This is a genomic window from Pseudomonas sp. 30_B (assembly GCF_017491605.1).
GTDB lineage: Bacteria > Pseudomonadota > Gammaproteobacteria > Pseudomonadales > Pseudomonadaceae > Pseudomonas.
On record NZ_JAFGYY010000183.1, the window covers coordinates 1 to 517 of the forward strand.

The window sequence follows — 517 nt, forward strand, 5'->3', positions numbered from 1 at the left end:
GCCGCCAGCTCCGAACGATGTCGCTGCCCATAATCGAAGCTCATGGTGTAACAGGCGTAACCCTCGGCTCTGGCCATCGCAATGACAGTGGCCGAATCCAGGCCGCCCGAGAGCAGAATGACCGATTTTTTAGTGCTCATGACGTCTCCTCATCCACCTATCAACGACCGCGGGCATCGTTCCCGAGAATCTTGTGAAGCTGCAGCTGGAAGCGCACCGGCAACCGATCCTGGATGATCCAGTCGGCCAGCTCCTCGGGAGCAAGCTGGCCATAGCTGGGCGAAAACAGGACGTCACCGACGCGCGCGTCAAGTCGGTACTCGATGAGTTTGCTTACCGCCCAGTCATAATCAATCCTGGAACAGAGGACGAACTTGATTTGATCGTGCCGCGTCAGGCAGCCGATATTCGCGTAAAGGTTTCGAGCGACCTCGCCGGAATCGGGCGTCTTGAGGTCGACAACCCGACTGACACGCTGGTCGACAGGCGATACATCAAGCGCACCACTGGTTTCGAG

1 protein-coding gene and 1 pseudogene are annotated in these 517 nt (G+C 58.0%); both read right to left on the minus strand.

Going from position 1 to position 517, the window contains the following annotated elements; all coding sequences use genetic code 11:
• Nucleotides 1–140, minus strand: a 140-nt coding sequence (locus J5M67_RS27830) for a 7-cyano-7-deazaguanine synthase (protein ID WP_207888599.1), incomplete at its 3' end; no start/stop codon positions are given.
• 20 nt (nt 141–160) lie between these two features.
• Nucleotides 161–517: pseudogene (locus J5M67_RS27835) on the minus strand (7-carboxy-7-deazaguanine synthase QueE); the annotation flags it as partial.